Origin of the sequence: Trichocoleus desertorum AS-A10 (assembly GCF_039962155.1) — a bacterium.
GTDB lineage: Bacteria > Cyanobacteriota > Cyanobacteriia > FACHB-46 > FACHB-46 > Trichocoleus.
Map to the genome: position 1 here is coordinate 104,104 of NZ_JAMPKN010000002.1, position 25,111 is coordinate 129,214.

Annotated in this window: 24 protein-coding genes; 12 read left to right on the forward strand and 12 right to left on the reverse strand. The window is 48.9% G+C overall.

Going from position 1 to position 25,111, the window contains the following annotated elements:
• Positions 1 to 5 precede the first annotated feature (5 nt).
• The 3 genes from NDA01_RS04270 to ispD all read right to left on the reverse strand — a co-directional run bounded on the left by NDA01_RS04270 (position 6) and on the right by ispD (position 2,091).
• The gene (locus tag NDA01_RS04270; protein ID WP_190431583.1) at positions 6 to 341 is read right to left on the reverse strand and encodes a hypothetical protein; all 336 of its coding nucleotides are present in this window, start codon (positions 339 to 341) and stop codon (positions 6 to 8) included.
• A gap of 228 nt (positions 342 to 569) precedes the next feature.
• Positions 570 to 1,316, reverse strand: coding sequence for an SDR family NAD(P)-dependent oxidoreductase (locus NDA01_RS04275; RefSeq protein WP_190431581.1), 747 nt, complete (start codon positions 1,314 to 1,316; stop codon positions 570 to 572).
• A 73-nt stretch (positions 1,317 to 1,389) separates the two neighbouring features.
• A complete protein-coding gene (gene ispD, locus NDA01_RS04280) occupies positions 1,390 to 2,091 on the reverse strand; it encodes a 2-C-methyl-D-erythritol 4-phosphate cytidylyltransferase (protein ID WP_348227009.1) in 702 nt (233 codons plus the stop codon).
• 86 nt (positions 2,092 to 2,177) lie between these two features.
• Here ispD and NDA01_RS04285 point away from each other — a divergent pair, with 86 nt between their 5' ends.
• Together NDA01_RS04285 and NDA01_RS04290 are read left to right on the forward strand one after the other, a co-directional pair.
• Positions 2,178 to 3,152 carry a glycosyltransferase family 9 protein gene (locus NDA01_RS04285; protein WP_348227010.1) on the forward strand — a complete coding sequence of 325 codons (975 nt, stop codon included), beginning with the start codon at positions 2,178 to 2,180 and terminating at the stop codon, positions 3,150 to 3,152.
• A 7-nt stretch (positions 3,153 to 3,159) separates the two neighbouring features.
• On the forward strand, positions 3,160 to 3,801 hold the full coding sequence (locus NDA01_RS04290) for a D-glycero-alpha-D-manno-heptose-1,7-bisphosphate 7-phosphatase (protein ID WP_348227012.1): 642 nt from the start codon (positions 3,160 to 3,162) through the stop codon (positions 3,799 to 3,801).
• On the opposite strand, the gene NDA01_RS04295 is transcribed toward NDA01_RS04290, so the two are convergent.
• Positions 3,782 to 4,261, reverse strand: a complete 480-nt coding sequence (locus NDA01_RS04295) for a CRR6 family NdhI maturation factor (RefSeq protein WP_348227013.1) — start codon at positions 4,259 to 4,261, stop codon at positions 3,782 to 3,784. The genes NDA01_RS04290 and NDA01_RS04295 overlap by 20 nt on opposite strands.
• A 176-nt stretch (positions 4,262 to 4,437) precedes the next feature.
• Between NDA01_RS04295 and thyX the strand changes: the two genes are divergently transcribed.
• Together thyX and NDA01_RS04305 are read left to right on the forward strand one after the other, a co-directional pair.
• Complete coding sequence (thyX, locus tag NDA01_RS04300) at positions 4,438 to 5,160, forward strand: FAD-dependent thymidylate synthase (protein ID WP_190431571.1); 723 nt, start codon at positions 4,438 to 4,440, stop codon at positions 5,158 to 5,160.
• 178 nt (positions 5,161 to 5,338) lie between these two features.
• Positions 5,339 to 6,367: a hypothetical protein gene (locus NDA01_RS04305; protein ID WP_348227014.1), complete on the forward strand. Its 1,029-nt coding sequence runs from the start codon at positions 5,339 to 5,341 to the stop codon at positions 6,365 to 6,367.
• A gap of 93 nt (positions 6,368 to 6,460) precedes the next feature.
• On the opposite strand, the gene NDA01_RS04310 is transcribed toward NDA01_RS04305, so the two are convergent.
• Positions 6,461 to 6,985 carry a hypothetical protein gene (locus tag NDA01_RS04310; RefSeq protein ID WP_348227015.1) on the reverse strand — a complete coding sequence of 175 codons (525 nt, stop codon included), beginning with the start codon at positions 6,983 to 6,985 and terminating at the stop codon, positions 6,461 to 6,463.
• 728 nt (positions 6,986 to 7,713) lie between these two features.
• Here NDA01_RS04310 and NDA01_RS04315 point away from each other — a divergent pair.
• The 4 genes from NDA01_RS04315 to rpoD all read left to right on the forward strand — a co-directional run bounded on the left by NDA01_RS04315 (position 7,714) and on the right by rpoD (position 11,582).
• Positions 7,714 to 8,109, forward strand: a complete 396-nt coding sequence (locus NDA01_RS04315) for a response regulator (RefSeq protein ID WP_190431567.1) — start codon at positions 7,714 to 7,716, stop codon at positions 8,107 to 8,109.
• Positions 8,110 to 8,158: 49 nt separating this feature from the next.
• Positions 8,159 to 8,857, forward strand: a complete 699-nt coding sequence (locus NDA01_RS04320) for a polysaccharide deacetylase family protein (RefSeq protein ID WP_190554191.1) — start codon at positions 8,159 to 8,161, stop codon at positions 8,855 to 8,857.
• Between the two features lie 258 nt (positions 8,858 to 9,115).
• A complete protein-coding gene (locus NDA01_RS04325; RefSeq protein ID WP_190431564.1) occupies positions 9,116 to 9,463 on the forward strand; it encodes a hypothetical protein in 348 nt (115 codons plus the stop codon).
• Positions 9,464 to 10,439: 976 nt separating this feature from the next.
• The gene (gene rpoD, locus NDA01_RS04330) at positions 10,440 to 11,582 is read left to right on the forward strand and encodes an RNA polymerase sigma factor RpoD (RefSeq protein WP_190431563.1); all 1,143 of its coding nucleotides are present in this window, start codon (positions 10,440 to 10,442) and stop codon (positions 11,580 to 11,582) included.
• Between the two features lie 161 nt (positions 11,583 to 11,743).
• On the opposite strand, the gene NDA01_RS04335 is transcribed toward rpoD, so the two are convergent.
• The 4 genes from NDA01_RS04335 to gyrA form a co-directional block, all read right to left on the reverse strand.
• The gene (locus tag NDA01_RS04335) at positions 11,744 to 11,926 is read right to left on the reverse strand and encodes a chlorophyll a/b-binding protein (RefSeq protein WP_370527427.1); all 183 of its coding nucleotides are present in this window, start codon (positions 11,924 to 11,926) and stop codon (positions 11,744 to 11,746) included.
• Between the two features lie 193 nt (positions 11,927 to 12,119).
• A complete protein-coding gene (locus NDA01_RS04340; RefSeq protein WP_190431562.1) occupies positions 12,120 to 12,299 on the reverse strand; it encodes a chlorophyll a/b-binding protein in 180 nt (59 codons plus the stop codon).
• 185 nt (positions 12,300 to 12,484) lie between these two features.
• The gene (locus NDA01_RS04345; RefSeq protein WP_348227016.1) at positions 12,485 to 13,840 is read right to left on the reverse strand and encodes an ABC transporter ATP-binding protein; all 1,356 of its coding nucleotides are present in this window, start codon (positions 13,838 to 13,840) and stop codon (positions 12,485 to 12,487) included.
• A 93-nt stretch (positions 13,841 to 13,933) separates the two neighbouring features.
• Complete coding sequence (gyrA, locus tag NDA01_RS04350) at positions 13,934 to 16,456, reverse strand: DNA gyrase subunit A (protein ID WP_348227017.1); 2,523 nt, start codon at positions 16,454 to 16,456, stop codon at positions 13,934 to 13,936.
• Between the two features lie 186 nt (positions 16,457 to 16,642).
• On the opposite strand from gyrA, the gene NDA01_RS04355 reads away from it, so the two are divergent.
• A complete protein-coding gene (locus NDA01_RS04355) occupies positions 16,643 to 17,041 on the forward strand; it encodes a response regulator (RefSeq protein ID WP_190431559.1) in 399 nt (132 codons plus the stop codon).
• A 299-nt stretch (positions 17,042 to 17,340) separates the two neighbouring features.
• Here NDA01_RS04355 and NDA01_RS04360 read toward each other — a convergent pair whose 3' ends face one another.
• Complete coding sequence (locus NDA01_RS04360) at positions 17,341 to 18,222, reverse strand: tetratricopeptide repeat protein (RefSeq protein WP_190431558.1); 882 nt, start codon at positions 18,220 to 18,222, stop codon at positions 17,341 to 17,343.
• Positions 18,223 to 18,468: 246 nt separating this feature from the next.
• Here NDA01_RS04360 and tgt point away from each other — a divergent pair, with 246 nt between their 5' ends.
• Both tgt and NDA01_RS04370 read left to right on the forward strand, forming a co-directional pair.
• Entirely contained in the window at positions 18,469 to 19,599 is a 1,131-nt protein-coding gene (gene tgt / locus NDA01_RS04365; RefSeq protein ID WP_348227018.1) for a tRNA guanosine(34) transglycosylase Tgt, read from the forward strand.
• Between the two features lie 99 nt (positions 19,600 to 19,698).
• Complete coding sequence (locus NDA01_RS04370) at positions 19,699 to 19,836, forward strand: photosystem II reaction center protein K (protein WP_015172773.1); 138 nt, start codon at positions 19,699 to 19,701, stop codon at positions 19,834 to 19,836.
• 140 nt (positions 19,837 to 19,976) lie between these two features.
• On the opposite strand, the gene NDA01_RS04375 is transcribed toward NDA01_RS04370, so the two are convergent.
• Entirely contained in the window at positions 19,977 to 20,537 is a 561-nt protein-coding gene (locus NDA01_RS04375; RefSeq protein ID WP_348227019.1) for a glutathione S-transferase family protein, read from the reverse strand.
• A 24-nt stretch (positions 20,538 to 20,561) separates the two neighbouring features.
• A complete protein-coding gene (locus NDA01_RS04380) occupies positions 20,562 to 22,169 on the reverse strand; it encodes a serine/threonine-protein kinase (RefSeq protein ID WP_190554184.1) in 1,608 nt (535 codons plus the stop codon).
• A 503-nt stretch (positions 22,170 to 22,672) separates the two neighbouring features.
• Here NDA01_RS04380 and pheT point away from each other — a divergent pair.
• Entirely contained in the window at positions 22,673 to 25,105 is a 2,433-nt protein-coding gene (gene pheT / locus NDA01_RS04385) for a phenylalanine--tRNA ligase subunit beta (protein ID WP_348227020.1), read from the forward strand.
• The last annotated feature ends 6 nt before the right edge of the window (positions 25,106 to 25,111 follow it).

A 25,111-nucleotide genomic window follows, 5' to 3' on the forward strand; every position in this document is an offset into this window, starting at 1 on the left:
GATCGTTAAATTCGGCCTGTGGTGATTAATTTAGAACCCCCACCTAAACAGAGCAAGCATAAAAATAGTGTCCACAGGCTGGTAGGCCGCAACACTACTCCGCCGCTCATAAATACTAGGAGAATTCCTAGACCCACGAACAACCATCCTGTCTGGCGAATACTGCGACTTCCCAAAACTAATATGCCGATACCGCTGGCTATGGAAATTACTGAACCTGCGGCTGGAATATCTCGCCACCAGTAAGGTGATATCCGGGTGGTGAAAATGATGTTTTGACCGAGGAAGTAGACTCCAACTAAAACTAGAGCCAGACCAATCAGTTTATTCAGGAGGCGCATGAGTCAATTGCACAGCTAGGTCGTCCAGTCAGTTCTAGCATGTCTGTTGGCGATCGCTTGGATTTTGAGTAAAGCTCAATTTGGAAAATCCGATCCCTTGATGGCACCTGCCCTCAAACTCCCGCTGAGGGACGGTTGCGTCCCCCAGACCCCCTCCAAACGAAGCTGACGGTAAGTGTTTCGAGTCTTTTTCTCTGACTCCTCACTCCTCACCTTTCATCCTTAAATTCACAACCGCACTAAGCCACCATCGATCGCTAGGGTTTGTCCGGTGATCAAGGCGGCATCCTGGCAGGCGAGAAATGAGACAGCACCAACGATCTCGTCGGGGACAGCAGTTCGTTTGATGGCTTGCATCTGGGCGATCGGGTCAAACATATGCAGTTGTGGTCCTGCTTCTGTGGTGCCTGTGCGGACTAAGCCTGGAGCAACTGCGTTGACGGTAATGCCAAATTCTCCCATTTCGGTGGCTAAGGCTCTGGTTAAGCCGATCACACCCATTTTGGCGGCGTTGTAGTGAGCCAGGTTGGGAATCACTAGCCAATTAGCGGTGGAAGTGAGGTTAATAATGCGGCCAAACTGACGCTCTTTCATGCCTGGAATAAAGGCTTTGCACATGAGGAATGTGCCATCCAAGCTTACAGCTAGGACTTTGCGCCAATCTTCAAAGCTCATCTCATCAAAAGCATGAAAGGGATAAATGCCTGCGTTGTTGACCAGAATGTCACATTTTCCCAGTTGCGCTTGCACTACCGCTGCAAACTCAGCGACAGATTCAGGATCAGTAACGTCACAAATTTGCGCGATCGCCCGTTGTCCTGTTGCTTTAACTATTTCTTCGGTCTCGGTGGCTAGTGAGGTGGCGGCGATCGCGACATCAGCTCCATCTTCCGCCAGTCGCTTGGCAAAGGCTTGCCCCAAACCTTTGGATCCACCTGTCACTACAGCCACTTTACCTGCCAATCTTTTACTCATAACAGCGTCCCTATTCCTTAAGCTGGCGTTATTTTAGGGACTTGGCTTTCTGGAAGTAAAGCAGCAGTAAATTTTAAGTCGGAGTTGAGGAGCTTAAGCGTTGGCGCAGAATGAACTCTGCGATCGCCAAATCTACCGGAGTTGTCACCTTCAAATTGGTTTCTTCTCCAGGCACGATCCGCACAGGCAGGTTGCACTTCTCAAACAAGGCGGCATCATCCGTGACTTCCCAACCTTGCGATCGCCCTGTTTCGTGACATTGCTTCAGTTGCGCTACGTCAAAGCCTTGGGGCGTTTGAGCAGCCCACAAAAATTGACGATCGGGGGTGCTGTTGATCCAAGGGGTTTCTGGCTCTACAACTTTGATTGTGTCTTTGACGGGGATGGCGGCAATCAGCCCGGAACACTCGAACAAGGCTTCAGCACAGCGATCGAGTAGTTCTGGAGTTGCTAAACAGCGGGCACCATCATGAATCAGCACGCGATCGGCTTCTGGTGGGAGTGCATGCAGACCGTTGTAAACCGATTCCTGACGAGTCGATCCACCTTGAATCAGCTCTACAGGCTTGGTGAGGGAGACGCTAGCAATAATTTCTTTGAAGTCAGGCCAATCTTCTGGCTGGCCCATAATGCCAATCCATTGGATGTGATGAGACGCTTCCGCCGCCCGCAAGGTCCAAGCGAGCAAAGGTTTTTCTAAGAGGGTCAGAAGCAATTTATTGCGATCGCTACCCATGCGACGACCCATTCCGGCGGCTGGAATTAATAAGTACACAAGACTGACTAGTTAGGAATGATTGTTTTGCTAGGTATATCTTCACCTAAAATAGGGAGCGTCAGTCAACTTAAACTCTTCTAATAATGCGAGTACTGGCCCTTGTCCCTGGCGGGATCGGCGATCAACTTCTGTTCTTCCCGACCCTTGATGACCTAAAACGGGCATACCCCGATGCCCAGATTGATATTGTCGTGGAACCCCGCGCCAAAGATGCTTACAGAGTCTGTAAGTCTGTTCACGACATCATTCCTTTCGACTTCAAACAAAACAATAGTTTGGCAGACTGGGGCAATCTGCTCGGTATTATTCGCGATCGCGAGTACGATATTGCCTTGTCACTCGGTCAGCGTTGGGCGATCGGGCTGTTACTTTGGCTTACTGGCATTCCCACGCGGGTTGGTTACGCAGCGGTTGGGGCTCGTTTCTTAACGAATCCAGTGCCGCTGAAGCAAGAGCAGTATGCCGCTCAGATGTACCATGACCTCTTGCAAGGTCTTAACATCTCTGGGGCATCTTCCGAAATCACCATTAATGTTCCTAAAAAAGATATTGAGTGGGCCGAAGCGGAGCAAAAGCGCTTAGGTATTCAAGAAAGTGGTTATGTCCTGATTCACGGTGGATCGAGCAAACTGTCTAAAGCTAAAGGTATTGATAAAATTTACCCGGTGCAAAACTGGCAAAAAATTATTCAAGATTTCCGCAAGCGGCAACCAAATCTCCCTGTTGTGGTGGTGCAAGGGCCAGATGATGCGGAGTTTGTCACTGAACTACAGGCAGCAACCTCAGATGTAAAAGTGACCAAACCGAGCGATATTGGCAAACTGGCAGCCATGATTGCGGCGGCTAACTTGATGCTCTGCACCGACAGCGCCCCGATGCATCTCGCGGTTGCGGTCAAAACCTTTACGCTAGCGTTGTTTGGGCCTACCAATCCTGACAAACTCCTCCCTCAAACTAACGGGTCGGGAGAAACTCGCTTCGTGAGCATCAAATCTCCTACTGGCAAGATGGCAGACATCACCCCGGAAACGGTCCTCAAAAAAGTTTGGGGCAGTTAAAGGCAGGATGTACGCCTTTGGCGTTCCCGCAGGGTGGGATGAAGGGGCAGGAGGTAGAGTTGCGGTTTTTTTGGACCGTGACGGGGTTCTGAATATTGAGGCTGGCTACATTCACAACGTTGAAGATTTGCATTTGGTCCCAGGTGCAGCTGAAGCAGTGCGGCGGTTAAATGACCAAGGCTTGTTTTGCTGCTTGGTATCCAATCAATCGGGGCCAGCCCGCAACTACTACCCAATCAGCCATGTCGAGGCTTTACATCAGCGACTTTGCGCTCTCTTGCACCAAGAGTCAGGGGCTCGTTTAGATGCGCTGTATTTTTGCCCCAGCTTAAGCCCTCCAGAAGGTGGGACACATCCCGATTTGGCGAGCTGGAGTACCTGGCGAAAACCCAACACAGGCATGCTGATTGCAGCGGCATGGGAGCATGACTTGGACATCAGCCGCAGCTTTATGGTCGGGGATAAGGCGACAGACATTGATATGGCTCACAATGCAGGCTGTACGGGCATTCTAGTCCAGACTGGTTTTGGCGATCGCGTCTTAATTGGCGAGTACCAACATCACACCCGCCCCGATTACATTGCCGCCGATCTTCCTGCTGCTGCTGAATGGATTCTCAAACAGCTAGCTACACAGCCACTAAATTAAAAAATTCGTCATCCAGCTCATAACCAAACATCTGAGCCATTGACTTGACGCGGGCTTTGCTGGGGATGCCATACTGCTTCAGCCAATCCGCCAAGGTAAATACCTTTTTCATCACAAACAACTCCAAAGCCTCTGGGTTGTACTGGATGCCCTCGACGCGATGAAACTGGTGGGGCACTAGCATGGCAGTGTAACGAGCCAGTTCTCCCGCCTTCCAATCGAGCAAAAAAGGTAACCAAGGATAAGCGGCATCAAGCCGCACAAACCACAGCCGAATCTCAGGGATTTCGGGCAATTCTCTAGGGTCTTCAGGCTCACGCGGATATTCAATTTCAAAGGTGATTTGCTGTTCTGTAGCCGCGATCGCCCCCTCTCGAATGAGCTTCTCAATCACAGTTTGCACGGGCGATACATCTAGGCTATTGAAATGTTCAAGCTTGAGCGAAATTGTGATTGTCATTGACCTTCCAAGCTGAAAAAATTGTTGCGGCAGCGAGTCTACCAGGAATGATTCAATTTTCGCTGAATTCAACCGCAATATTGCATTCTTGCCAACTTCTTGGCGCAATTAAGAGGCGATAAGGAAGTCAGAAAAGCAGTATGATCAGTTCCCGTGATTTTTAGAGATGGGCGGACATGCAGAGATTCCAGGTTGAAGTCCTGAGGGCAACCTCAAATCCTCAACAGGCGATTTATTTAGCCATGCACCAGGACTACAGCGAAGCCTGGGTCTACGGAGAGCGCGATCGCTGGCCTGATGAAGCCAAATGTGGCGAGTTAATCACCAAAAACTTACTAGCCGGAAATCGGGGCCACTACGGCCCGCTAGAACATCCCCAGATTATTCTCAACTGCGGCTGGTTCCCCCACTCCACCATGCAGCAAATTCGTACTCATCGCGTGGGCGTCTCTTTTGATGTTCAATCCTTCCGTTATACAGGCCAGCGCATTATTGATGTCGTGGAGGGAAAGCGAGATGTTGAAGATGTTTTCTATCTACGTCCCCTAGGCTTTTACACCGATCGCCAAGGTAAGCGCTACGAATACACCGAAGAACTCAGAAAGCAAGACTTGGAGTGGTGCTTTGCAGGTTGCGAACGCTACAAACTCCGCATTGACCAAGGTTTCTCTGAGGAACATGCCCGCAGCCTAATTCCCTTTGATGTGCGGCAGCATTGGGTGATGTCGGCCAACGTGCGATCGCTGATGCATTTGATCGACCTCCGTTGGAAAGCAGATGCTCAACTGGAAGCTCAAAAGCTCTGTGAGCTCATTTGGCCACATTTCCAGGCTTGGGTTCCGGCGATCGCGGAGTGGTACGAAACCAACCGATTGAAGAAAGCTCGCTTAGCGCCATAGCTCTTTGTGAGTGCCAGAGTCAAGCGGTAAAAGAATTTTTTACCGTTAAAACATATTTCTCGAGTTTAGGAACCTCCGAATTTGCTCAGCAGTCAAGTGGGTGGAAATACGAGCGACTTTTAAGAGTCAAGCGTAAAACTTTACGAGTCCGTGCTCTTTCACCTACTTTCATCGACCTATGAAGAATACTGTGCATGGTACTTCCAAGCCGAGTCGTCCACTCTGGCAGCGAGCTTCAGTTGTAGCGATCGCTTCAACGATGATTTTGGGCAACTATAGCGCTCAACAAGCCACCGCTTTTACCCAAACCAGCACTGACAACACAGAAACGGCTGTAGCATCTGATATGCAGCTTAGCCAAACCGTGCAGATTGCCAAGAAGTTGGATGCTCACCGGGGTCACTTTGGTTTAACGATTTTGCAACCGCAAGGTACGCTTTCCTACGTCACTGCTCGCGTCTCGCTCAAGGCCAAGCGTTCTAATACCTACTTAGCAGAGCGCTTGATCGGAGATTTTCGCTACAAGTTGAAAGGCAAGATTAAGGAAAAAGACGGCAAGTACAAGCTGAAGTCGAAGGCGAAGTTTATTAGAGGCTTGAACGAAGGCGATCGCGTCGTGATCCGCCTGTTCAACCAACAAAATCAGCTTATCGGTTACACCGAGTGCGATCTGCTGTCGGATAACGCTGCCATCACCCTGATTCTGCCCGACCAACCCAGCCAATATGGTGTAGTGCGGACTATTTACGGAATTGATGCCAACCAGGATGGTCTGATTGACGCTAGAACCAACACCTACGATTATTTTACGCAAGTCACAGGCTCTAGCTATAGTGCGCAGCGAGTGACTTTCCTCAGCAGTTCTCAGACGATCAACACCAGCAGTTTCCAGATTGCGGGTCTACCCACCCCACCCCAAAACTGCGCTTACACCAACTCTTTTACGAATGGCAGCTTTGCGGTCGTCAACCGTACTGTACAGGTCTTCAGTTCCAACTTAGCTTCTGCAATTACTGCACCTCCGGGTCAAGTCGTACAAGTAATCGATGTGAGCGATACTAATGTCTCAACATATGAAGCTAGCAATCTGATCCTGAACTACAAGGCGGTAGGGGTCAGCGAAGGCAGCGTTACCAGCACCAGCGATTATGAATACAAGTCAAGCACCAAAGTGAAGGAGAAAAAAGGCAAAAAGGACAAAAAATAGCCTATATTCACTATTCACTTAGCCTCTGAATTGCAATCTAGTAGGGAGTTGACTTCAGCTCGCTACTTTTTTTGTCGCTACTGAAGTTTGTCGCTACCGAGGTTCTGCCTTGGTAACCGATCGCTCATCTACCCCCAAAGTCAGCTCTAGAGGTGTGTTGTTTGGTAATGCCTTGACGACGGTTCGGTACACGTCATAGTTAGTTAAGGCGGTGGTTGCGCGATCGCCACTCTGATAAGTAATTTCATACTCCACAGTTTTGAGGATCTGGGGAGTACTAATTTTTTCATAGGTGCGTTGCCGCTGCTCCATTGCATCTACAGTTGGCCGAGGCGGTAAAGCAGGCCACCATAGTCCCCGATCGTCTGGTCCTGTAACCGCACCTTCAGGCCGATTGCCGTTGCGATTCAGTAGAGAAGTCGTCGCAAAGGCTTCGGTACGAGTGGCTTGATCACGGCCTGGATTAGTGGAGTATTCTACCCGCCACGTATAGGTGGTGCGGGCAGTCGCTTCATATTGACTGGTGGTTAGAGTTTCACACCCTGCCAGCACGATCGCCAAACTAGCTCCCATGCAAAGCCTCAAAAGCCTCACAAAAGCACCCACCCTGTAAGTCATAAAACCTCCCCATCAAATTCTAATTTTTTGCCTATTCCTTAACAAAAAGCTAGTTTCTTAGAGAACAAATATAGAAATAATTAATTTTTAAGCCGATCGCTAATTTAGCTTTGCTCTTAAGCAGAGTAACAAAAGACGAATCGACATTTCTCAACAAAATCTTTACTTTTTAGCCAAGATTTTTCTTACACCAAAGTTAAAAGCTTATAAATCCATATCTACATTTCCATATTAAAACTATTTCTTAATGATTTAACAACAACAGAAACAACTAACACTTCGTCGCAACAACCGTTCAAAACAACTCTTACCTTCTCCCAAAGTCTTGAACCTTATTACTTTCGCCTGGGATACCCCTTCTTTAACTTGAACCTTAATTTGAAGCCAGCATCTGTAAAGGGTTTCACCAATCATAAAGACAAGCCTGAAGAAGCTTTGAGGTACAGCAGACATATTAAGAATTGGGTCGAAGTGAACCTTAATATCCTTTACTTAAACTGATTTTCATCAATGATCATGCTGCAAAAAACATATTTATTTAAGCAGACCTTAATCTTTAGCAATATGAATAGCTCCAGTTTGACACTTCAAAGCTAAAGAAAGTAAAAAGCCAGATTTAGCTTCTACACAACCAGGAGATAATTAAGGCAAGAGATTTCAGCAGTTTAAAGACCATACAAGGAACAGTTTTTTATAGACATATTGTTTTGTAGCGTGCTGGGTTATTTATGCAATCAATTTCGAGTTATGTGTTGGTTCTGAGCCAACAATCAGATGATTTAGATGTCTTAAAGTCGCTACTAGACCGACTGTGTTGTGCTGTCAGTGTGGCTAGCTCAGAAGCACAGGCCGTAGCTCAAGCCAATCGAGAACCACCTTATCTAGTAATTTTGTCAGGCGATCGCCACAGATGGTCACGAGGCTTAGTTCATCATTTGCGTAGCATGACTCGGACTTGTAACACGACAATTGTGGCCCTTACCGATTGTCATGCTCCTAGCTGGCTACCACAGGAAGAAAATCCAGGATTTGATGGCTTCTTAGTCAAACCGATCAGTGGCGATATCCTTTCCTCGTTAGTGCAATCGGCTAAAGTTCGACGCAGTTGTTTGGTAAAGAGTTGAACTTCGTTAGGATCGAGGCAATTTGCTTCTAACTTAAGCCACATTACTCATGCAGCTTGCTCCTCTCTATCCAGTCTTATATCAGCTCCTCAAGCCTGCTTTTCCGGGTTGTCTCTGGAGTGGTCATTGTAGCTCACCCGCGATCGCCCTTACGTTTGATGATGGACCTCACCCGGAGTACACCCCTCAGCTTTTAGAAGTCCTCAATACCTACAATATTCCAGCGAGTTTTTTTTGGCTCGGTGCTTGTGTCGATCAAGCGCCCGCTGTAGCTCAAACTGTTTATGAACAAGGCTACTGGATTGGCTTACACGGTTACAATCATCGAGCTTTTCCCAAACTGACACCAGCAGCCTTAAAGCAAAGCTTGGAGCAAACTCAAAACGCGATCGCCCAAGCTTGTCATTTGGATCTAGCTTATGTACAGCAGCATGTGACCGATGTGCGGCCACCTAATGGCTTTTTTACCCCTCAAACCTTAAACCTGCTAAAAAATTGGGGTTATCGCCCTGTGATGTGGAGTGTAGTTCCAGAAGATTGGGAACGACCTGGCATTTCCATCGTGACGCAGCGAGTACTTAAACAAGTGCAACAGGGTTCGCTGATTGTTCTGCACGATGGCTATTTTGGGGGAGTTGACGTGGCAGCCACAGTAGCTGAGCTGATTCCTCTACTTCTACAACTCGGTTATCACTTTGTTACGGTCGATCAACTTTGGCAGATGCAAAGCCAACACTACAATAAATAATCATCAGGGTTGCATGATTTGACTGGTTGTAAACCTTTTGGGTTTAATTTTCATTCCTAGGCTAGGTTCTAGGGTGCAATAGTAAGCTGCACAATTTCAATTCAGCTCAAAATCAAATAACTTAACAATCTACTGATTTTTCACCCTCTCCGTTGAGAGGCTGGGGAGCAAGACTCTTATGCAGTCCTAGCAATTCCCTCATTTATAACGGAAGGCTACTGAATCTAAAATCAAGCAACTCTCTGGCAGGTACATCAAGTGTTACCTTTTGTTGTAGATGAGAGAAAAATTCTTATTTTTAAGTTTTGGTTTGGTGATAGCGTTCAAGACGGCTTGTCCTATCAAGGAGAATTATTTTGCCGACTGCAAACTTTAGAGCTACAGTACCGTCCTCAGCTCTATCACTTCGGTTGCAAGCTTGCCCAACAAGGCACCTCAGTCGTCATTAGTTCCAGCCTCAACACTTGCAGTCTCTGGATTAGCTTGCGCGATCCTGCGCTTAAAACGATGTTGGCGGATTCAGGAACTTTAGACTTACCTAAGGTGCCGCCGTTCTCCTTAGTAGAAGCTTCTGACCCGCCTCAAGCTGAAGAAACCAGCTATTAGCTGCCTAGGCTTTAATGGAAAAACTTAATTATCCGAGTGGAGCAATTTAGATCTCTTAATCTCTTCTCCAAAATAATCATGCTTTAACTGTAAGTTCACGGAGCTAGGGTGGGTAAGTTGAATCAACCGCTGGCGACTTGTGAGCTAACCTACGGCAAGGGCGATCGCCTTTTCAACTAAACTCAATGATGCCGTTGGCGGTCCTAAAGCCGCACGCTTTAAGGCTCTCCGAAAATTGCCCAGTTTTGTGACTTCCCTTGATGAAAACCTCATCGTTCTAGTTTAGAAAGCTAAATTAACCTGTCAAAATTACTGACTTTTACAGCTTTACTGGACTGGAAATCACATTCTTAGCTTGCTACGGTTATTGGCAACCCGTTATTGCATGAAATGTTTGCCTGAGTTCCACTTCTTCGTGATGTTTACGCTATCATCAGAAGCTCACGGATTTCTCACGAGTGTAGTTGATGAAAATCAAACTCCCTCTTGGCTGCATCATGCTGAGTGTGCATATCCTGTCAACTTTCCTTTGGAAGTTACTGCAGGCAAAAGGATGCAACTTTTGTGAGAAAAGCTACAATCGGAGAGACATTCAAAATTTCAGTATTCACCTATACCTTGGCAAAGCCTCAACCAAGCGTTGTATGTTTGGGAATGTGGTCGATTTTTGCGTTGCTAACAATTAGCGGTTGGAGTATTTCGCAAAGTTTATGACCAAATTCTCTAACTTCAGGGGGTTATCTTCTGAAAAAGCATGCTACCAATGATGGATAGGGATCTTTAAATCTCTGTTAGCTTGTTGAGGTGAATGCTGTTGTAGGGATAGCGATACTAAAGCTAGATGAGCGTCGCGTGCTCGACGGCATGATCACCTAAACAACTTGTTTGAGATTTCGCCAAACAAGTTTTTCAATTTAGATCTTTATGGTCTTAACTTTTTTGACTCTCTACATATAAGGAGCATGAGGAACGCGGCATGACCCAGGCCCATAACGTACTCGAAACCATCGAATCGCTTCGCGACGCTTCTGACGAACAGCCGGATGGTGAGCTGGATGACTTCTTAGTTGAAGAAGAAGATGATGACTCTCTAGATGTGCAGCCGGATGAAGAAGATGGTAAGCCTGGCAAGGGTCGCACTACCCGACGACGGGCTCAAGCTAAAAAGAAGCATTACACCGAAGACTCAATTCGGCTTTATCTTCAAGAAATTGGCCGAATTCGTCTCCTCCGGGCAGATGAAGAAATTGAGCTAGCGCGAAAGATTGCTGACCTGTTGGAGCTAGAGCGAATTCGCGAAAGGCTCTCCGATAAGCTAGAGCGTGAACCCCATGACGGTGAGTGGGCAAGCGAAGTTAATATGGGGCTGCAAGCTTTCCGCTCTCGCCTCCACCTCGGTCGGCGGGCTAAAGAGAAAATGGTGCAGTCTAACCTGCGTCTAGTTGTCTCCATCGCCAAAAAATACATGAATCGGGGTCTATCGTTCCAAGACTTGATTCAGGAAGGTAGCCTTGGTTTGATTCGGGCTGCTGAAAAGTTTGACCACGAAAAGGGTTACAAGTTCTCTACCTACGCAACTTGGTGGATTCGTCAGGCCATTACGCGAGCGATCGCAGATCAATCTCGGACGATTCGTCTGCCAGTCCACTTGTACGAAACCATTTCTCGGATCAAGAAAACTACAAAGCTGCTCTCTCAAGAAATGGGCCGCAAACCCACAGAAGAGGAGATTGCGACTCGCATGGAAATGACCATCGAGAAGCTGCGGTTTATTGCCAAGTCTGCTCAATTACCAATTTCTCTGGAAACTCCCATTGGTAAGGAAGAAGACTCCCGCTTGGGCGACTTTATAGAATCCGATGGCGAAACACCTGAAGATCAAGTCTCTAAGAACTTGCTGCGGGAAGATTTGGAAAGTGTTTTGGGTACCCTCAGCCCCCGTGAGCGCGATGTGCTCCGGTTGCGCTACGGCCTAGACGATGGACGGATGAAGACTCTGGAAGAAATTGGCCAAATCTTCAACGTCACCCGCGAACGGATTCGTCAGATTGAAGCGAAAGCGTTGCGTAAACTGCGTCACCCCAACCGCAACAGCGTACTTAAAGAGTATATTCGCTAAGCGATTTTTGATTTAGTACAGTTTTCAGAAGAGGCTCGTAGCATACTGCTATTGAGCCTTTTTTGTTATTTAGAAAAGCAGAAATGAAAAACTGGAAGCTTATTATGAAACTTCCAGTGTCTTAGTAATTTGAGGTTGACAAGACGTTTTAACTAGAGCGATTACACTAAGCCCCAAAAGTGCAAAAACCCTTCATTGGAAAAGAGCTCAATTAAAGTAGCGGCTAGGAAGCCTAACATTGCCAGGCGACCATTCCAGATCTCGGCTTGGGGAGTAAAACCAAAACGCCAAGCGTTGCGATCGTCCATGACAGGAGTGTTGGTCTTGTTGATGTCTTGCATCATTTTCTCTCCGAAGGTGTGAGATAAATAGAGAGCACTCAGCGAACAACTTAGGTTTGGCTAAGCAAGAAGGTTGGTACGAAGTTTTTATTAAACTTATATGAACTAATGTAACCAATAATCTTGCTACATGCAATGTGAGTTTTCGCGATCGCTCTACCTATTGTCAGGGGAATTTATGATAGCCTCGTTCAGGCTACATCAAGCCCCAGAAATGTAGAAATCCTTGCCCTGAGGCCAATTCAATTAAAGCGGCTGCCACAAATCCCAACATGGCAAGACGACCATTCCAAATCTCAGCTTGAGGCGTAAAACCGACCCGCCAAGCATTGCGATCGTCCATTGTGGGAGGAGTTACTTTCGTAGAGTTTTGCATCAGTTGCTCTTCCTGGGGTCGTTAGTTTTTTAGGCAGCCTGTTAAGCTTTGCAAATAAACGTAAATTTAACTGAGATTAGAGCGCCTCTCTCATAAGGATGAAATAGTAGAGTTTCACAAAAGGCAGAGAGTATATAACTCTCCTAACTTCGGACCCTTGGCTCCAACTTACTCTGTATACATTTCTAACTAGAAAAAACAGCGTGACCCGTTTCAGGTTCAAACAGGTGAATTTTGTCAGTGGCGATCGCGAGCCACATCTCCTCACACAACTGCACCGCTTGGTCAGGGCTGATCCGGGCTTGTAGGGTTAACTCTGAGGTTTCAGCGCCCACTAGACGCACAAGCACTTGGGTTTCGTTGCCCAGTGCTTCGACTCGCTCTACCCGAACGGGTAAATTCTTGGGTGCTGGTACGCTGACGCTTACATGTTCTGGCCGAATTCCGAGCAGGAGCGATCGTCCATCATATTTTTGCAAGGTTGCAGCCCAGACTTCAGGTAAGGTAAGCCGAAATTGGGGATGGGTAATTAGTAGGGGGGCTTTGACCTGAACTGGCAAGAAGTTCATGGTAGGGGATCCGATGAACTCTGCCACAAAGCGGTTTACGGGTCGGTTATACAGCTCTAACGGTGAGGCAATCTGTTGAATCTGGCCCGCATTCATTACGGCAATGCGATCGCCCATCGTCATCGCTTCCACTTGGTCGTGGGTGACATAGATGGTAGTGGTGCCCAGTTGTTGTTGTAATTTCACAATTTGGGCACGAGTTTCGGTGCGGAGCTTGGCATCCAGGTTGGACAAGGGCTCATCCATCAAGAAAACTTGAGGATTGCGAGCCATCGCCCGTCCCAATGCGACTCGCTGCTTTTGCCCACCGGAAAGTTGTTTGGGTAAGCGGTGCAAGAGTGGCTCAATCTGGAGCATTTGGGCCACGGTTCGCACTCGTTCATCCACGGCGCGTTCTCGATCCGACCAGTAACGCAGCCCTTTGGGTAGCGATCGCGTGGAACTAACCAACAAATTCTCAGCCCAAACGGGTAATCCTTGCTGTCTGCTATTTCTCCGGGTCCTGGTTGATTCTGGATTGCCTAATTCTGGGTTGCCTAGTTTAGTGCGCCTGAGGCCAAAGGCAAGATTATCGTAGACGCTCATGTGCGGGTAGAGCGCATAGCTCTGAAACACCATCGCGATATCTCGCGCTTTGGGAGGTAACTCGTTGACTAAGCGATCGCCCACCCAAATATTGCCTCCAGTTAACTCCTCTAGCCCAGCAATCAACCGAAGTAAGGTGCTTTTTCCGCAACCCGATGGCCCCACCAGTACCATAAACTCGCCGTCATTCACGGTCAGGTTGATGCGCCGCAACACGCTCACATTAGGCGTTGGCGATGGTGTAGGCTCGGTTGGCGTCGCTTCCACCTCACCCACAGGCGCAATGCCCTTAGCGAGTAAAGGCTCCGCTGGAGCAGGAACACTCGTCCCTTCCCCGCGCCGACTGGCAAAGCTTTTATAGATATTTTCTAGAACAACCTGCGCCACGATAATTGCGATCCAAAGCGTTGAAATTTAGCTTACTGGACTTTATCGCCAGATTGCACTGTCGCTAGCCCTCGTAGCTGGATGAATCTGTCGTCAATCCGTCTCCAAGGAACTAGTTGAAGTTTCTAGCACTGTAATCGTGGCAATTTTCTCCCCGGAATTGAGCGGGAAGAGGCGGTCGCCTGGACTATCTTTACCCCGAATCGCCACTGTCTCAACTCCCAAGCGAGCTAAACGGTTTTGATTGGTCCACAACAGCACTTCAGTCTTAGGCAGAGCGGCGCTCATAGCTGCCAAGTTATCGGTTTTGGCAGTAAATTGAATCGCTTGGATACCAATTTCACCCCGGTTAGTCAGCCGCAAAGCTGTGACAGGCATCCGTTTCGCATAGCCTCGTTCTGATACCAGCAATAGATGGTTGTCTGCTTCCAAGACGGCACAACCCACCAGTCGTTCTTGCTTGCGGAGACGTAAAGCTTGGTTGCCTTGGGCGGCGCGTCCCATCAACGGGAGTTGGTCTTCGTCTACCTCAAAGCGTAGCAATCGCCCGCCTGAAGTTGCTAGGACAATTTGCTGACCAATAAAGGCTGGGCAAGCATACACTAGTTCATCATCATCTTTCAGCTTGAGAGCGGTCAACCCGCGACTCGTGAGGTTGGTAAATTCTGAGAGTGGTACGCGCTTGGCTCGGCCTTGTTGGGTCAGCATGACCAAACTCAACTCTTCAACATGTTCTGGAATTAAAAGTTGAGCACTAATCGTTTCTGGATCACCTTGAGCCGCGTTGGGCAATAGCGTGACGAGAGGAGTTCCCTTGGCATTGCGCCCTGCACTAATCGGAATATCTCCGACCTTAATCGTGTACGCTTTGCCGCTCCGAGTAACAACAAGCAGTTCTTGGGCGGTGTTGGTCCAGAGGGTCTGGTTAACGGCATCGCTGCTTTCCTCCGGTTTCGTAGATACCGATGAATCAGGTTTGCCGCGATTCTGCCGCTGAAAAGCTTTCACTGATAGTCGCCGGACATAACCGCGTTGCGTCAGCTCTAGCACTGTTTCCTCTTCGGCGCTGGGTGCCTCAGCTAGCAGTTCTTCTTCCGGGGCGGTTGCCACTGAGCTATTGCCAGCAATGCGGGTCCGGCGAACATCTCCATGCTTTTTCTTCAAAGCCCGAAAATCTTTTTTCAAAGCTTTCAGGAGTTCATGGCGATCGCCCAACAACCGTTGCAAGTTTTGCATCCGGCTGGTCAGTTCGTCATACTCTGTCTGCAAGTTTTGTCGCTCTAGCCCCGTTAAACGCCGCATCGGCATGGACAAAATAGCATCGGCTTGGCGATCGCTCAGGTTCAACTCGTTTTGCAGGCTGATTTTGGCAGTAGTGCCATCTGGAGCGTGACGCAAAATCTCGATTACAGGGTCTAGGTGAGATAAGGCGGTTAATAGCCCTTCTACCAAGTGGGCGCGACTCTGGGCTTGACTCAGCTCATTGGTATATTGCCGCGTCAAAGTGACTTCGCGGAAGTCGAGAAAATGTTGTAGCAGTTGCTTGAGGGTGAGCTGACGAGGTTGACCATCAACTAAGGCCAGTAAAATGGCTCCAAAGTTGGTCTGCAATGGAGTTTGCTTGTAAAGGTGGTGCAACACCAGTTGCGGATTGACATCTCGTTTCAGCTCGATCACGATCCGCATGCCATCGCGATCGCTCTCGTCCCGGATGTCAGCGATTCCTTCAATGCGGCCTTGGTTGACCAAGTCAGCCATCTTCTCAATCAAGCCCGCTTTGTTGACCTGATAGGGCAACTCCGTAATCACAATTGCCGTGCGGCGCTGCCGTCCCTTGCCCACAGGCACTTCTTCTACTTGGGCAATTCCTCGCATGGGAATGCTGCCTCGCCCTGTGGTGTAGGCATCCCGAATTCCCTCTTTGCCCACGATCTCTCCTCCGGTCGGGAAATCGGGGCCAGGAATAATTTCTAGCAGTTGCTCATCAGATAGTTGCGGGCGATCGATTAAAGCGATCAAGCCATCGACAACTTCGCCTAAATTGTGCGGAGGAATATTAGTCGCCATCCCCACAGCAATGCCAGAACTGCCGTTGAGGATCAAGAATGGCAATTGAGCAGGTAGAACGGTAGGTTCTTGCTGCGAGTTGTCAAAGTTACCAATAAAGTTAACTGTGGCTTCGCCAATCTCGCTCAGCAAGCCTTCATTGCCAATCTGCGCTAGCCGAGTTTCGGTGTAACGCATGGCGGCGGGAGGGTCGTCATCCACCGAGCCAAAGTTGCCATGCCCTGCCAAGAGCGGATAGCGACTGGAAAAGTCTTGCACCAGCCTGACTAAAGCGTCGTAAACCGCTTGGTCGCCGTGGGGATGATATTTACCCAACACATCTCCCACCACACGGGCACATTTCCGGTAGGGACGATCGGGGGTGAGACCGAGTTCATGCATGGCATACACAATGCGCCGATGCACTGGCTTGAGGCCATCCCGGACATCTGGCAACGCCCGCCCCACAATCACACTCATGGCGTATTCCAGGTAGGACTGTTGCATCTCTGTGTGCAGGGCAGTGGGGATGACCTGTCCGTTTTGGATCAGGTTCAACTGTTTCGCCATGAGCTTTATTCCTTAATTCCTGACTTCAAACCAATCTCTTGATAACTTGCAAACAGTGAGGCACAGCATACCTCAAATGACCCTGTTTACAGCATTCCTCACAGTAGGATCAAACGGGAGGGATGTGGCATAGGCATACCGAAGGGTAAACTACTGCATTGTGGGGCCATGAGTAAGGAAATCAAGATGAAAACCGTTTTAATTGTGGAGGATGATTTGGTAAACGCTCGCGTTTTTGGCAAAATTCTGACAAAACGTGGGGGTCTAGCCGTGAAGCACACAGAAAATGTCGAAGAGGTGATACAGATTGCCCGCTCTGGTGAAGCCGATATTATTCTGATGGATGTTTCTTTGGCTCGAAGTGTTTATCAAGGCAAGTCGGTTGATGGCATCAAAATTACGCAAATGCTGAAAGCAGATCCGCAGACAGCTCAACTTCCCATCATCCTAGTTACAGCCCATGCCATGCAGGGCGATCGCGAGACTTTTCTGAAGCAGAGTGGAGCCGACGGCTATATTTCCAAGCCTGTCGTTGATCATCAGCAGTTTGTTGATCAAATTACCGCTCTATTGCCTCAAGACTAGATCCAATTCAAGTATCCTTCCAGATTTCTGAATTGATGGAAGCTGTTTAGCTTGGACCATACAGCAGGTTTTTCTAGTCTTATACAAATGTACTACTAGAGAAATTGTAGCAAGTCTTACTGACAATAGGTTTAGGCTGGCTGGGAGTCTCTACTTGGCTGATCGATTCCTGATTTATGTGTTTATAGCAAGGTAAGCCTAACTTAGGTAAGCAACGAATGAGACCAAGGAGCTATCTGAAGCTGAGTTCTCCTAGCTCCTATTGATAGCGGCACCCTAGGCTTTGCTCCTGCTTGTAGCTACTGGGGAGGTTGCTGAGGGGTTGGTTGCGGCTGGCTCCGAGCTAGGGTCGCTTGGATTCTCGGTGTATTTAGCAGCTTCTTGGCATCTGTGAGTAAGCGATCGCCCCAGAGATTCTCCTTGAGGAACTTCAGATCGCCATATCGACTATCTAACTCAACCGCTTTTTCGCCCAAGACTAATCCTTGGTTGCGATCACCTTTGTTATAAAGTGCCACCGCCAGCGCTAATTGAGGCTCAGCTGCTTTGGCATCCATTGAGACCGCAGTCCGCCATTGCTTAATCGCTGCATCTACCGAGCCTTGCTCATATCGAATCAAGCCAATGTTGTTGACCGCAGGCCAAAACTTGGGGTCTTGTTTTACCGCAGTTTCGTACTGGGCGATCGCTTCTTGATAGCGCTCCAGCATGTAGTAGGCATTGCCCAGATCAAATAAAGCTCCAGCTGTATCTGGCTTGAGCTTCAAGCCTGCTTGCAGATAATCAGCCGCTTTGGCGTACTGGGCTTTTTGAAAATGCGCTGAACCCAAGGCAAATAGAATGGCAGTATTTTTGGAGTCTAGCGATCGCGCCCGCTCCAAAGCCCTAATGCCCTTATCTAGCTCAGTCTCTTGCAAATATAAGCTGCCCAGCAATGACCAAACTTGGGAATTATTAGGAGCCAACTGAGACGCTAATTGCGCTCTGGACAGTGCTAATTCGTACTGCTGGAACTGGGCCAGCTGAGCTGCTTCCTGTGCTAAACTGAGGCCCTGCTGCTCTAATTGATTCGAGTTCAATTGCAAAGTGTGGGGAATCATTGCTTGCGCCGAGGCGGGTTGAGCCACACTCCACAAACCAAGGGCGATTAGGAGAGGAAGCAGAGGAGAGCGGTTAGGCACAGTACAGTCCTAAAGATAAAGAACACGAGTTTTCAGTTAGCTTAGACCATCTCACCCCAATCATGGCAACACCCTGAAGCAAAAGTCAGCCGAGATAAAGATAGCTGATTTATGAGGGAGATTGGCATCTGTAGCCCTTCCAGTGTAATTCATCGTCTATGCTGTAAAGTTTCTCGCCTTTGTCTGTTATTAGCCTCTACCTTGCTTGCCAGAGAGCAGTTGTTCACTTTCTAGGTTGAATTTGTCTTGAGCGCTCAGTTTACTTTTCAATGTCAGGCACAGTGTTGTCGTACTCAAGCTAGAGCAGGTCTGTTTACAACACCGCATGGTGTGGTCGAAACGCCTCGATTCATGCCAGTGGGCACTTTGGCGAATGTTAAGACCGTTACACCAGACCAACTTCAAGCCACTGGTGCCCAAATGGTACTCGCCAATACCTATCATCTACACCTCCAACCAGGCGAGGAGATTGTGGCCCAGGCAGGCGGCCTGCATCAATTTATGGGTTGGTCTGGCCCAATGCTGACTGATTCAGGCGGCTTTCAAGTGTTTAGCCTGAGTGAAATGCGCCAAATCGACGAGACAGGCGTGAAGTTTCGCTCTCCCAAAGACGGTCAAATCATTCACCTGACCCCCGAGCGATCGATTCAGATTCAAAATCAACTGGGTGCAGACGTGATTATGGCGTTTGACGAATGTCCTCCCTACCCCGCTACCAGGGAAGCGATCGCCGAAGCCACAGCCCGGACCTATCGCTGGCTAGAGCGCTGCATTACGGCCCACCAGCGACCTGATCAAGCTTTGTTTGGCATTGTGCAAGGTGGAGTGCATCTGGATTTACGGGCCGAAGCCGCTCGCTCTCTAGCAGCCCTAGATCTCCCTGGATACGCGATCGGCGGTGTGAGTGTGGGCGAGCCACCCGAGCTGATCGAACAAATTGTTAAAGCTACTACGCCTTTGCTGCCTGTAGACAAACCCCGCTATCTCATGGGTGTGGGCACTTACCGCGAAATGGCTCAAGCGATCGCGGCTGGCATGGATTTGTTTGATTGTGTCATTCCCACTCGGCTGGCACGGCATGGCAACGCTTTAGTTCGAGGCGATCGCTGGAACCTTAAGAATGCGCGGTTTCGGGAAGACTTTACGCCACTGGATGCCACTTGCCCTTGCTATACCTGCCAAAAGTTTACTCGCGCCTATCTCAGCCATTTATTGCGATCGCGGGAAATTCTGGCTTACACCCTGCTATCCATTCACAACATCACTGAGTTAGTTCGCTTTACTCAAGAGATTCGAGCCTCGATCTTACAAGGCTCCTTTGCAGAGGATTTTGCTCACTGGTTAACACCTACTTCACCCCCTGCCTCCGTCCCCTAGAAGCGCCAGTCAAAATCGTTGTAACCTCAGCGCCGCCCAGCAAAGCGTGTTAAGATACGTACCAATTCTGAAATCTGTGTTGGAGAGGTAGAGTCATTCATGGAAGCAGCACTGCTGTTGGCAAAACTGCCTGAAGCTTACGCAATCTTCGATCCCCTAGTGGACGTTTTACCCATCATTCCAGTCTTTTTCTTGCTGCTCGCCTTTGTTTGGCAAGCTGCTGTGGGCTTTAGATAAGCTGATAAACCTGTCTAAATCACCGATAAGATACCTGATTAAAAAAGGATAGCTATTCTGTTTATGAGTAGCTATCCTTTTTTAATTTGTTTTTGGATCTTAATGAGAACAGCTTGGGTCGCAAGTAGTCTCAGCAGAGATTAGGTTGCACGGGCAGACATTACCTTTTGATAGGCTGGCCGTTCTGTGACTCGCTGCAAGTAAGCTACGATGCCAGGATAAGCACTAAAATCTAATTTCAGCATCAAGGGCATATAGGCTAGCATTGACCCCACTGCCACATCTGCAACACTAAATTCAGGGCCAAGCAAATAAGGTTGTTGCTCAAAAATTTGGTTCAGCGCAGGAAATAGGCGGGCGGATTCCCGTTCTCGACTCGCCTCAACAAAAATTCCTGGCCCCAGCGTTGCATTAGCAAACAAAACCCACTGAGCAATCTCACCTCGCTGCTCAGGTGAAGTAGGGGTCTGGCTGTATTTCTCAGCCAAGTACAGCAAGATCGCGCCCGATTCCCAAAGATGATAGTTTCCATCCGCGATCGCAGGCACTTTCCCCATTGGGTTGATTGCCAAAAACTCAGGCTGTAAGTGCGCCCCCACCTGCATATCTAGCAAGACAAACTCGTAGGGAAGGCCAATTTCTTCTAGATACCACTGCACAATAGATGCTCGACTACGGGCTCCACCATAGAGCTTGAGCATGAATGGACTCCTCGGCTAAATAACTTACCAAAGTCCTTTTTTACCACCCGGACGCACCGTTGCCCAGTTGGTGCGAGCCGCAGACAACTGCTCGTCGGTTACTTTAGCACCTGTCAAATTAGCGCCACAGAGATTCGCACCCCGCAAGTTGGCATTCGCGAGGTAAGCATGGCTCAGATCCGCGCCGCGTAAGTCAGCCCCTTCCAAGTCCGCATGGCTTAAATAAGCTCTAGACAAGTTGGCATCTCGAAGATTAATGCCGTTTAAGCTGGCTCGCCCAAAATCAGCATTGAAGAGATTCGCACCTTGGAGGTTGGCATTGTTCAGTTTGGATTGGTGAAAAATTGCTCCGGACAGACTAGCGCGTTGCAAACTCAAGAGACTCAAGTCATAGGCTGCAAAATCACGTCGGCCTTTAGAGTAAGCCAGTTGTAAAGCTTGGGCATCAATTTTTGGTGGTACTTTTGGCTGCCCAGTAGTAGACCCTTTACTGCGTAGGGCAGTCAGTGAGGAGGGTTTCGCAGCTAACACTCGATTACGAGACATGCCTGACTGCAAACTCGTGGAGTCTGATTTTGCCTGTCGAGCTCGAATTGCCATTGCTACCCGTGCGGCGGGAGAAGCGGTGACAGGGCTACCGGTCTCATCTGTGCGATCGCCTGACTGACGACGAGTCGGGTTCTGAGGATTACCCTGGTTCTGAGTTGACATACTCTTAGCCAGACTGTCTAGATAAGGCTCTAGATCTAAGGCTCGGAGAATTTCAGCCGCAGACTGAAAGCGGTGACGTACCGAAACTTCTAGCATTTTCCGCAGCACAGTCGCAAAGTGCTCCGTAACATGCACATGCTTCTCCCACATGAGTTCCCCTGTGGCTGGGTCGTAGTCTAAATCTTTAGGAGATTTTCCGGTTAGGAGATAAATGCAAGTCACACCGACGGCATAAATATCACTGGCATATACAGGACGCATCGCCATCTGCTCTGGTGGCGCATAGCCAGGTGTCCCAATCGCGTAGGCAGTTAATGCCGTTTGCTCCGACACGCTCATGGAGGTTTGGCTGACCTGATCTTTCACGGCACCGAAGTCAATCAGTACCAGCTTGGCATCTTGAGTCCGGCGAATAATGTTGGCAGGCTTAATGTCGCGGTGAATGACTTGTTGGCTGTGGACGTATTGCAAAACAGGCAGAATTTCGCTGAGAAATTGCTTAATTCCTGCTTCGCTTAAGGGGCCACCTCGCTTGATCTCTTGCTGTAGAGTGGCACCGCCAACGTATTCCTGAACTAGATAGAATTCTTGGTTCGCTTCAAAATAATCAAGCAAGCGCGGCACTTGGGGATGGCTACCAATTTTGCCCAAAGTTTTTGCTTCTCGACGAAACAAATCCCGTGCCATTTGCAGGACGTGGGGCGCGGTTGAGGTAGGCCGCAACTGCTTGAGGACACAGTTGGGTTCTCCTGGCAACGATTCATCAATTGCCAGAAAGGTGGCTCCAAATCCACCTTGTCCTAGCGCTTGGCTAATTCGATAGCGATCGCGAAGCAATAGCTTAGAGCCACAGGCCTGACATAATTCAGTGTGGGTTATGTTCTCAGGATTAGGACAGGCTGGATTTATGCAGTAGCTCATTCAGCATCACCCACTACAACTTCGCTCACTTGGGAATATTCCTATTCCACCTTAATTATCTGGCTAGAAACGACGAAGCGTAGTGTAGGTCATGCGGGAAAACCCTTGAAGACTTGCTAAAGTTACGTGGAGATTCCTTAAAGCATCTGTAAATCCCCAAGTATCTACGGTCATCGTCGTTACTTCAACCATACATTCTGTAGAAAGAATGCCCTGAATTCGTCTGCAAACCACTAATAACTCACGCAATTAGCTGATTTTGCAGTGGTTTAACCTTTTGGTGTTAGTTATCTGGCGCAGCTCTGCCTAGAAAGTGCGATCGCTTCTAGCCGTATCAGCCAATGAATAACTTAATTTTGACCGAACTCTTCAGGCTTGAGTCAGTTCTAACAGATTTTGTCACGATTTCTTCTAAACTGACAATCGCAACTCCAGGCATTGGGATCCTTGAGCGCTACAATAATTTGGCTGACATCGGTTGACATAAGTATTTAAGCAGGGCAATGCGTATTTCTCTGAACTGGCTGCGGGAACTGGTGGACATTACAATGACCCCAGAGGAACTGGCTGAAGCCCTGACGATGGCTGGGTTTGAGGTTGAAGATATTGAAGACCGCCGGACTTGGGCGAATGGGGTGGTGGTCGGAAAAGTTTTAGAGTGCCAACCTCACCCCAACGCTGACAAGTTGCGGGTTTGCCAAGTCGATATTGGTGCAGAAGAACCTGCCAATATTGTCTGCGGGGCGGCGAATGTCCGAGCCGACGCTTATGTACCCGTAGCAACCTTAGGCACCTATCTACCAAACATTGACCTAAAAATTCGTCCAGCCAAATTGCGAGGCGTGCCCTCAGCAGGCATGATTTGTTCGCTGACGGAATTAGGTTTAGCCAAAGAATCGGAAGGCATTCACATCTTTACCCAAGCAGACTTAAAGCCTGGTAGTGATGTGCGGCCCCTCCTAGGTTTAGAAGATGTGATTTTGGATGTCACTTCCACGGCCAATCGAGCCGATGCCCTCAGCCTGGTTGGAATTGCGCGGGAAGTTGCCGCTTTTACGGGAGCCACACTGCGCTTACCTGAGCCTGCCGATGTTGCAGTTCAGACGAGTTCCGCTAGCTTGACCTTAAAAATCTCTGAACCACAAGCTTGTCCGACCTACATTGGTACGGTGATTGAGCAGGTCAAGATTGCTCCATCTCCAGTTTGGTTGCAGCAGCGACTCCAATCGTCTGGTGTGCGACCGATTAACAATGTGGTCGATATCACAAACTACGTCTTGTTGGAATGGGGCCAACCTCTGCATGCCTTCGATCGCGATCGCCTACAAGCTGTAGCTGAAGGTTCTAACCTCACCCTTGGGGTTCGATTCGCGCAAACAGGAGAATCGCTTAAGACCCTAGATGGTCAGCCCCGCACGCTTCAGGAACAAACACTGTTAATTACAGCCAACGATCGCCCCGTTGCTTTAGCAGGGGTAATGGGCGGAGAAGAAACTGAAGTCCATGAAGGCACCCAAAACTTAGTGCTAGAAGCAGCGCTATTTGATCCAGGGGCTATCCGGCGATCGGCTCGTAGCCAGGGTTTACGTACCGAAGCTTCGGCTCGTTATGAGCGAGGAGTCAACCAAGCCGAGCTAACGGTTGCTTGCCGTCGCGCCTTGCAATTACTCACAGAGTTAGCCCAAGGTACAGTCGTTGCTCAAGAGACAGAAACCCGCGCAGATCAATCTTGGACCCGTTCGATTGAATTGCGTTTGGATCGCGTCAACCAAATCTTAGGTCCGATTGAGGTCGGGGATGATGTGGGTGACTTGCCTGCTGCTGAGGTAGAGCGGACTTTAACGAGCTTGGGATGCAGCTTGGCCCCCACTTCTCAGCCAGGGGTTTGGACGGTTACGGTGCCACCCTATCGCTACCGCGACTTAGAGCGAGAAATTGACCTGATTGAAGAAATTGCGCGGCTCTACGGCTACAACAAGTTCTGCGATACGCTACCTAACAAAACGGAACCTGGATATCTCTCGGTTGACCAAGTTTTGACTCGCAGAATCCGCGAATGTTTACGGGCTGCTGGTTTAACTGAACTTATTCAATATTCTCTGGTAAAGCCTGGCGAGGAACGGCAGGTTGCGATCGCCAACCCTTTGTTTGTGGAGTATTCAGCTCTCCGCACCGATCTGATCGCTGGTTTAATTGATGCGTTCCAGTACAATTTGGAGCAAGGTAACGGTCCCCTGAATGGTTTTGAAATTGGCCGCATCTTCTGGAAAGAGGAGGATGGGTTAGCAGAGGCCGATGCGCTGGGCGGTATCCTGGGCGGCGATTCTAAAGAAGGCAAGTGGCTCCAAAGTGGTCGGGATGTTCCGCTGTCCTGGTTTGAAGCCAAAGGAATTCTGGACAGCGTTTTTCAGCGCCTAGATATTGCGGTGGAATATCAGCCAGATCGTCGGGACTCTCGTCTCCACCCTGGCCGTACTGCCTCCCTGTGGATCAAGGGCAACCGTTTAGGAACATTTGGTCAACTGCATCCCCAGCTGCGGCAAGAACGAGGCTTGCCTGAGTCTGTGTATGTGTTTGAGTTGGTGCTGGATGTACTCTTAAATGAGTTAGACCAAGACGAAAATATTACACCTACCTTCCGTCCTTTCTCAACTTATCCACCGTCTGATCGCGATATTGCTTTCTTTGCTTCCGTACAAGTCTCTGTGGCTGAATTGCAACGCACGATTATTAAGGCGGCGGGAGATCTCCTGGATCGGGTTGAGTTATTCGATGAGTACCGGGGTGAGAGTGTACCGACTGGACAACGCAGCTTGGCTTTTCGTTTGGTGTATCGAGCTAGCGATCGCACTTTGACGGATGCAGATATTGAGCCTGTACACCAGAAGGTGCGCGAGGCTTTAGTAGAAAAGTTCCGTGTTGAGCTGAGAAGTTAATCGTTT